Raw genomic sequence first — 7,030 nt, 5'->3', positions numbered from 1 at the left:
CCATCGAAATGCCGGTTTCGTCGTTGGAGATGGCGACGACCGGCACGTTGTACTTCTTGACCAGCGGCAGGATGGCTTCGAGCTTTTCTTCCTCGCCGGTGACGGAGTTGACGAGCGGGCGGCCCTTGGCAACCTTGAGTGCGGCTTCGATCGCGGCGGTGACGGAACTGTCGATCGACAGCGGCAGGTCGACCAGCCCTTGCACGATCTCCAGCGTCTGCACCAAAAGGCCGGGTTCGGTCTCGTTCGGATTGACCGAGGTGACGCCGGCGTTGACGTCGAGCATGGTGGCGCCACAGGCTGCCTGCTCCAATGCGTCCCTGATGACGGTCTCGAAATTGCCCGCGATCATCTCGGCGGCCAGCTTCTTGCGGCCGGTCGGGTTGATGCGTTCGCCGATCACGCAGAACGGCTGGTCGAAGCCGATGATGATTTCTCGTGTCGCCGAAGCGACGATGGTACGGGTCATAAATTCTCTCCGCCGTGATATAAAGATTTCTTTATATCGTTGTCTGGTTTCGTTCAAGCGAATGGGTGACCGTCCGCGCCGTCAGTGCGCGGTCTTCACCATGTCCACCTGCGTTTCGGTAATGTCGTCGTGCAAGATGCTGTCGAGCCGGTCGGCGACAAGCTGATCGTCGCGGCGGATCTCACGTTTCCATGGCTGGCGGCCCTTCAGCACGCCCGATTCATCGACGATCTCGGCAACATATTCTTCCTGTCGGTAGGCCATCACGTGAACGCCGGAAACACCTGATATTTCCTTCACCTCGTTGATGATGTCGATGCAGAGCTGCTTGCCTTCCTTTTTCTGGTCCTGGGCGCCTTCCAGCCGCTTGATGACAGAATCGGGAATATGGATGCCCGGCACGTTCGAGCGGATCCACTTGGCCGTCTTGGCCGAGGCGAGCGGCCCGACGCCAACCAGGATGAAGCATTTTTCGGTATAGCCGAGGTCGCGCACCTTTTGCATGTAGGTGCGGAACATGGGCACGTCGAAGCAATACTGGCTCTGTACGAATTGCGCGCCGGCGGCGATCTTCTTGCCCAGCCGGTGCGGGCGGAAGTCGATCGGCGGCGCGAACGGATTGATCGCAGCACCCAGGAAAAGCTGTGGCGGCGTCGTCAGCTTGCGGCCGGACAGGAACTTGCCGTTGTCGCGCATGATGCGGCAGGTTTCCAGGAGCGACATGCAGTCGAGGTCGAACACCGGTTTGGCGCCGGGCTGGTCTCCGGCCTGGACGCCGTCACCTGTCAGGCACAGCATGTTGGCGACGCCCATCGCAGCCCCGCCCAGTACGTCGCCCTGGATGGCGATGCGGTTCTTGTCGCGGCAGGCGATCTGCATGATCGGCGCATAGCCCATGCGGGTCAAAAGTGCGCAGATGCCGACCGAGGACATGTGGCAGTTGGCGCCCGATGCATCGACGGCGTTGATGGCGTCGACCCAGCCGTCGAAGATTTTCGCCCTGTTGTAGACGTCTTCCGGATCGGCGCTGTCGGGCGGGTTGAGCTCCGTCGTCACAGCGAACTCGCCGCGCCGCAGTACGCGCTCCAGCCGACCGCGCGAGGTGTGGCCGGGCAGGGGTTCGAGCGGCAGGTGGATGCCGGCCGGGTTTTCGTCGCGCTGGCGGCCGATCATGCCGACGCCCCGGTGCTGGCCGCCTCATTCTTGGCGGCAGCGGCGGCTTCGCGCGCGGTGGCCGCCTGCGCGGTCACCCGCAGCCAGGCCGAGGTTTCACGCAGCGACTGGTCGACCGGCTTCTGCACGGTCAGGATCCTGTCGCTGTGCACCATGTTCTGCGAGCCTTCCCAGGCCTTGACCCAGACGCAGGGCATATCGGGCTCGACCTCGCAATTGCCGTTGGCGCGGACACCGCCGCAAGGGCCGTTGCGCAATTGCTTGGGGCAGTTCATTGGACACGACATGCCTGTCGAGGACAAGATGCACTGGCCGCACATGCGGCAGTCGAACATGAAGCCCTTGACGCGCTTCTCGACAAATTTGATCGGCCCTTCGACACGGCCATAGCCTATGCCTTTCCATAAGGGATGGAGGAGCAGGAACATGTCGGCGAATTTGGCGTAGAACCATTCGAGTAATCGCGAGTGCCGCACCGACCATAATCTGACCGCGAAGGAACGCTGCACGCGCCGCTGCGGCGATACGTCGGCCGGCTTGTAGTCGGATTTCGGCGCTGCCTTCTTGACCAGAGTGGCCTGGGTAACAGCCGGCCTCTCCTTGGCAGGAATGGTTTCAGACATTTTCTTTGCCGCCCGCCTTGACCAGAGCGACCAGCCGCTCGCGGTCATATCTCGTGTCGATGTCGTTGAATGCCTTCTCGACTTCGGCTTCGAGGTCGTCGCCGACCGGAATGGGATCGGCTTTGCGCCATTCGGCCAGATAGTCGTCTGTACCGCCGGCGCCGGTGCGCATGGCGCACATGTCGATCGCCTCGGTAAAGCGCAGCGGCAGTTCGCGCTTGGCGTTCTGCCGGCCCTTCTTGACGATCACCTGGGCAGGGATGTCGCGCCAGTAGACGACGATCAGATCGGCCATGAATTCTCACTCCTCGAACTATCGAGCATTGCCGCAAGCGCAGTGGTGCCGCTTGTTATGGGACGACGCGCGCGCATTCAAAAGCGACGCATTTCGATGTCGTAAAATGAAAGGTGGGTTTATTCGTTTGCGGCGTGTGCCGGCGCCCGGTCCAGCGCGTCGGAAACGCTGGCGCGCAGTATGCCGTCCAGGACGAAAAACGCGCTACCAGATGCCAGTTCTGAGGCCCGTCCAGACGTAGAACCAGATCGTCGGATGATACCAGAGTTTCGAAGGCAGGCCGGGATCGATCGTCGTGAGTTTTCCAGCCAGTGCATCGCTGACAGCCTCGACGCAGATGTCGCGCGAGAACGCCGTCTGGCGTAGCGCGTGACTTGAGATGGTGTCGCCTTTTTTCGATCTGCCGCGCGCCTGCTTCAGCACGCCACCAGTGTCGACGCCAGCGTCGACGAGGTGGACAGTCGTGCCGAAATTCTCCGCATCGCCTGATACCAGAGCCCAATAGCCGCCATTCATGCCGCGATATTTCGGCGTGATGCCCGCATGGTAGTTGAGCACCGGGCAGGGCATTTTGCTCAGCATCTCAGCCGAGATTAGTCGGCAACCGTTGAGCAGCACAACGCCTGGCCGGATCTTCTGGATCGCCTGCAGGCACTCAAGCCCATTGGCCGAGGCTACCGGGATGATCTCCTGGCCTGGTCGCGGCTCAACCTCCAGCTTCTCCTCGGCAATCAGTCGCGCGCTATGGCCGGCCAGGAATCGCTTGCCCAACCTACTCAGTACCATCGTGCCAAGCTGGCCGATGGCGGAAATCCAGCCTTGGCGGCGAGCCCGGCCACGCAGCAATTGCTTTTTGGATTCAGGCGTTTCGAGGACGACGCTGACAGGACCTACGCGGTCGGCGATCGCATTGATCATAGCCCAGACATGCTGGCCGCCTCCGGTGACGACCACGATCGGACGCGTATTGGATTCTGATGCTGCCATGGATCTTGCCCCCTCCAAGCAACCGTTCTCGACAATAGACGGGATGCTAGGGTGTCCGGGTTAATCCTTGGTGATCAGCTCTTCGATACACAGTCAGCGCTTGAATTCGATGATATCGAGCTTCGATTCATAGTAGGGCGCCGGAAATTCGATGCGCCATTCCTTGGCGCTGTTGCGGAAGGCGTAGCCGACCTGGTCGGTTTGCGGACCGCTGCCATAGGGCTTTGCCGGATCGCTGTTGACATAGAAGGAGCCGAGATAGATCGCGCGTTTCTCGCCATCGTCGAAGAAACGGCCCCTGGTGCGCTGCGAGCCGCTGATCTTCTCCAGCCGCCAGCCGGAACCGTCATCGGTCACCTTGCACTTGAACCAGCCATAGATGACGAGCGGCAAAGGTCCGCCGGCCTTGATGGTGCGGCACTGCCAGTTGCCGGTCAGGTCCTTGTCGGAAAAGGCCACCAGCGGCTTTGCCAACAGGGCATCGAGTTGCTTGACCTCGGCCGGGTTGCCTGTCTTCGCCTCGGCAAGGGCTGCCTTGCGGGTCTCGCCATATTTGTCGAGCCGCGTCTTGTCGGCCGGGGTGATGAGTTTCTGTATCTCGCCGTCGGCATGGGCGGGCAGGGCCAAACAGAGGAGGCCGAGTGCAGCTATCAAGAGGCGAGGGGTCATCAGTGCGTTTCCATGGCTGGCAGTCTGTTTGCTTGTGGCGCACACCTTACCCGTCCACGGCGGCCTGTCATCTAGCCTTGAGTCATCGCGGGGCAAGAATTGCTTCAGGCGCCTGCAGCCGCCTGCGCCATCCCGGCCGTCAGGTCGCCATAACCGGTGGCGCGGCGTTCATAGACGAGATCGAGCATTCTGGCGGCTTTTTCGGCGACCTTGTCGAGTTCCGGATCGTTGGTCTGGGCGAGGTAGATCAGCTTCTCGTAATTGCCGAAATAGTCCTTGATCAACTCCGGGTGCTTGTCGAGGCCGAGCGGTTTCATGAAGAAAGCGTCGAACTGCCGGCAGAGGAAGTCGGTCATGTAGAACGACATCATGTCGTCGTCTGCGACTTTCGCATAGGCCTCCATGCCCTGGTAGAAGGCGAAGCAATGCGGGCCGGCCATGCGCTCGACGCCATGCTTCTCGCAGATGCGGTCGAGCAGACCGCCGGTGCCGCAATCGGCATAGCCGACGAAGATGTTGCTGTAGCCTTCGGTCTTGGCTTTTTCGATCGCCTTGTCCATGGCCGGTGCGATGCGGTCCGGGTAGAAATGGAATTCCGCCGGCAGGCAGGTCAGGTCGAGGTGATCCAGCCCGAGCTGTTCCTTGACGGCCAGAACTTCGCGCGCAATCATCCCGCAGGCGATGACGAGCAGCCTGTCGTCTTGATTCGGTTTCGTTTTTTGCGTCTTGGCCATGGAACCAGTCGAGCGGCCTTCGTTGTTGTGGCGCTAATTTATCTGTTGAGGGAGACACCGTCCATGAAACTGCTGCGCATCACGCCGATTGCCATCCTGGCCTGCGCCTTGGCCCTTGCGGCCTGCGCGAACACCGTCCGTGGCGTCGGCAGGGATGTCAAATCGACGGCCAAGGCGGTCGAGGACACCGTCACCAAGCCCTGATCCGCACGCGGCCACCTCATCATTTGGTAACAAAAAAGCCGCGCGGCAAGGGCGCGGCTTCTCCTGTCGTCCAGGCCGAATTGGCCAATCAGGCCGAAGCGCGCACATTGTGCTTGCGCTTCATGAAGTCCTTGGCGGTCTCGACCGCCACCGCCGCGTCGCGGCAATAGGCATCGGCGCCGACGGCCTTGCCGAATTCCTCGTTCAGCGGTGCGCCGCCGACCAGCACGACATAATCGTCGCGGATGCCCTTTTCCTTCATCGTGTCGATGACGACCTTCATATAGGGCATGGTCGTGGTCAGCAGTGCGGACATGCCGATGATGTCGGGCTGGTGCTGTTCGATCGCATCGAGATATTTCTCGACCGCATTGTTGATGCCGAGATCGATGACGTCGAAGCCAGCGCCCTCCATCATCATGCCGACAAGGTTCTTGCCGATATCGTGGATGTCGCCCTTGACGGTGCCGATGACCATCTTGCCTTGCTTGGGCGCGCCGGTGGCGGCGAGCAGCGGGCGCAGGATGAACATGCCCGCCTTCATCGCATTGGCGGAAAGCAGCACTTCCGGCACGAACAGGATGCCGTCGCGAAAATCCTCGCCGACGATGCGCATGCCTTCGACCAGCGCCTCGGTCAGCACCTTGTAAGGCGCCCAGCCGCGCTCGAGCAGGATGTTGGTGCCTTCTTCGATCTCTTCCTTCAGCCCGTCATAGAGATCGTCGTGCATCTGCTGCACCAACTCGTCGTCGGAAAGTTCGGAAAGGATGATCTCGTCGTCGGACATTTGTATCGAGCTCCTGCCGGCATCGCGACCATGTCGCAAGGCACATATCTTCGCGTTCATACCTAACCCGCTGAGGGCATGTATCCATAGCTGATTTGCGACTTCCCGCAAAAGGAAAGCGACCGTAACTCTCTTGGAATTCTTGTCGATTTTGCGACAGGCGTTGGCGCTGGCGGGCCGTTTCGAATAGGGTGCATGGCTACGATCTGGCAAGAAGCGGCGAGAGCAGCCGCTATGGATTCCAGACAAGAACAGATTCAGGGAAGAACACCATGAGCGAATACGCGGCAGTCGATCAGGAAGCGTCAAACGCGCGACGTGGGCGCGGCGCCAGCGGCGGGGCTGCTGCCCGGCGGGCCGCGCGTTCGGGCGGAGGCCCGGGCACGCAGCTCACCTACATCAAGCGCAAGATCAACGTTTACGAGGTGCTGGACGAGGAAGGCCTGGCGCTGATCGAGAAGAACACCGACACGGTTCTCGAGGAGATCGGCATCATCTTTCGCGACGATGCAGAAGCGCTGCAACTGTGGAAAGAGGCCGGCGCCGACGTCAAGGGCGAGCGCGTGCATTTCCCGAAGGGGCTGTGCCGTTCGCTGCTCAAGACCGCACCGTCCGTCTACACCCAGCACGCCCGCAATTCCGAGCGTTCGGTGCAGATCGGTGGCAATGCCACCGTGTTCGCGCCGGTCTATGGCCCGCCCTTCGTGCGTGACCTCGACGGTGTCAGGCGCTACGCGACGATCGAGGATTTCCAGAATTTCGTTAAGCTCGCCTATATGGCGCCGTCGATCCACCATTCGGGCGGCACGGTATGCGAGCCGGTCGATGTGCCGGTCAACAAGCGCCATCTCGACATGATCTACAGCCACATCAAATATTCCGATAAGCCGTTCATGGGCTCGGTGACCGCGCCGGAACGCGCCGAGGACACCGTCGCCATGGCCAAGATCGTGTTCGGCGACGATTTCGTCGAGAACAACACGGTGCTGACCAGCCTGATCAACGCCAACTCGCCGATGGTGTTCGACGAGACCATGCTCGGTGCGTTGAAAGTCTATGCGCGCCACAACCAGGCCTGCATCGTCACGC

General features: G+C 61.0%; 10 protein-coding genes. 2 read left to right on the top strand and 8 right to left on the bottom strand.

The genetic code is table 11. From position 1 onward, the window contains the following. The 7 genes from EN925_RS16615 to EN925_RS16585 form a co-directional block, all read right to left on the bottom strand. Window positions 1–469: dihydropteroate synthase (locus tag EN925_RS16615; protein WP_164745850.1), on the bottom strand; the 469-nt coding region annotated here is incomplete at its 3' end. Window positions 470–550: 81 nt separating this feature from the next. Further along, the gene (locus tag EN925_RS16610) at window positions 551–1,642 is read right to left on the bottom strand and encodes a methylenetetrahydrofolate reductase (RefSeq protein WP_013531168.1); all 1,092 of its coding nucleotides are present in this window, start codon (window positions 1,640–1,642) and stop codon (window positions 551–553) included. Further along, window positions 1,639–2,265: a methylenetetrahydrofolate reductase C-terminal domain-containing protein gene (locus tag EN925_RS16605; RefSeq protein ID WP_013531169.1), complete on the bottom strand. Its 627-nt coding sequence runs from the start codon at window positions 2,263–2,265 to the stop codon at window positions 1,639–1,641. Before EN925_RS16605 ends, EN925_RS16610 begins: the two co-directional genes overlap by 4 nt. Continuing rightward, complete coding sequence (locus EN925_RS16600; protein WP_013531170.1) at window positions 2,258–2,560, bottom strand: virulence factor; 303 nt, start codon at window positions 2,558–2,560, stop codon at window positions 2,258–2,260. The genes EN925_RS16605 and EN925_RS16600 overlap by 8 nt, the downstream gene beginning before the upstream one ends. 204 nt (window positions 2,561–2,764) lie before the next feature. Next, window positions 2,765–3,547: a formyl transferase gene (locus EN925_RS16595; protein ID WP_027160505.1), complete on the bottom strand. Its 783-nt coding sequence runs from the start codon at window positions 3,545–3,547 to the stop codon at window positions 2,765–2,767. Between the two features lie 93 nt (window positions 3,548–3,640). Then, entirely contained in the window at window positions 3,641–4,216 is a 576-nt protein-coding gene (locus EN925_RS16590; protein WP_013531172.1) for a DUF4893 domain-containing protein, read from the bottom strand. A gap of 104 nt (window positions 4,217–4,320) precedes the next feature. Next, complete coding sequence (locus EN925_RS16585; protein ID WP_127370317.1) at window positions 4,321–4,950, bottom strand: DUF1638 domain-containing protein; 630 nt, start codon at window positions 4,948–4,950, stop codon at window positions 4,321–4,323. Between EN925_RS16585 and EN925_RS41645 the strand changes: the two genes are divergently transcribed. After that, a complete protein-coding gene (locus tag EN925_RS41645) occupies window positions 4,936–5,154 on the top strand; it encodes a hypothetical protein (RefSeq protein ID WP_318011966.1) in 219 nt (72 codons plus the stop codon). The genes EN925_RS16585 and EN925_RS41645 overlap by 15 nt on opposite strands. An 88-nt stretch (window positions 5,155–5,242) precedes the next feature. Here EN925_RS41645 and EN925_RS16575 read toward each other — a convergent pair whose 3' ends face one another. Next, entirely contained in the window at window positions 5,243–5,941 is a 699-nt protein-coding gene (locus EN925_RS16575) for a cobalamin-binding protein (protein WP_013531175.1), read from the bottom strand. A 272-nt stretch (window positions 5,942–6,213) separates the two neighbouring features. Between EN925_RS16575 and EN925_RS16570 the strand changes: the two genes are divergently transcribed. Further along, window positions 6,214–7,030, top strand: an 817-nt coding sequence (locus tag EN925_RS16570) for a trimethylamine methyltransferase family protein (protein WP_206632832.1), incomplete at its 3' end; no start/stop codon positions are given.

This window comes from Mesorhizobium sp. M7A.F.Ca.US.006.04.2.1 (genome assembly GCF_004022915.1).
In the GTDB taxonomy this organism is placed as follows: domain Bacteria; phylum Pseudomonadota; class Alphaproteobacteria; order Rhizobiales; family Rhizobiaceae; genus Mesorhizobium; species Mesorhizobium ciceri.
Note: the sequence above shows the minus strand (reverse complement) of the source record. Positions and strands in the feature narration are given on the sequence as shown.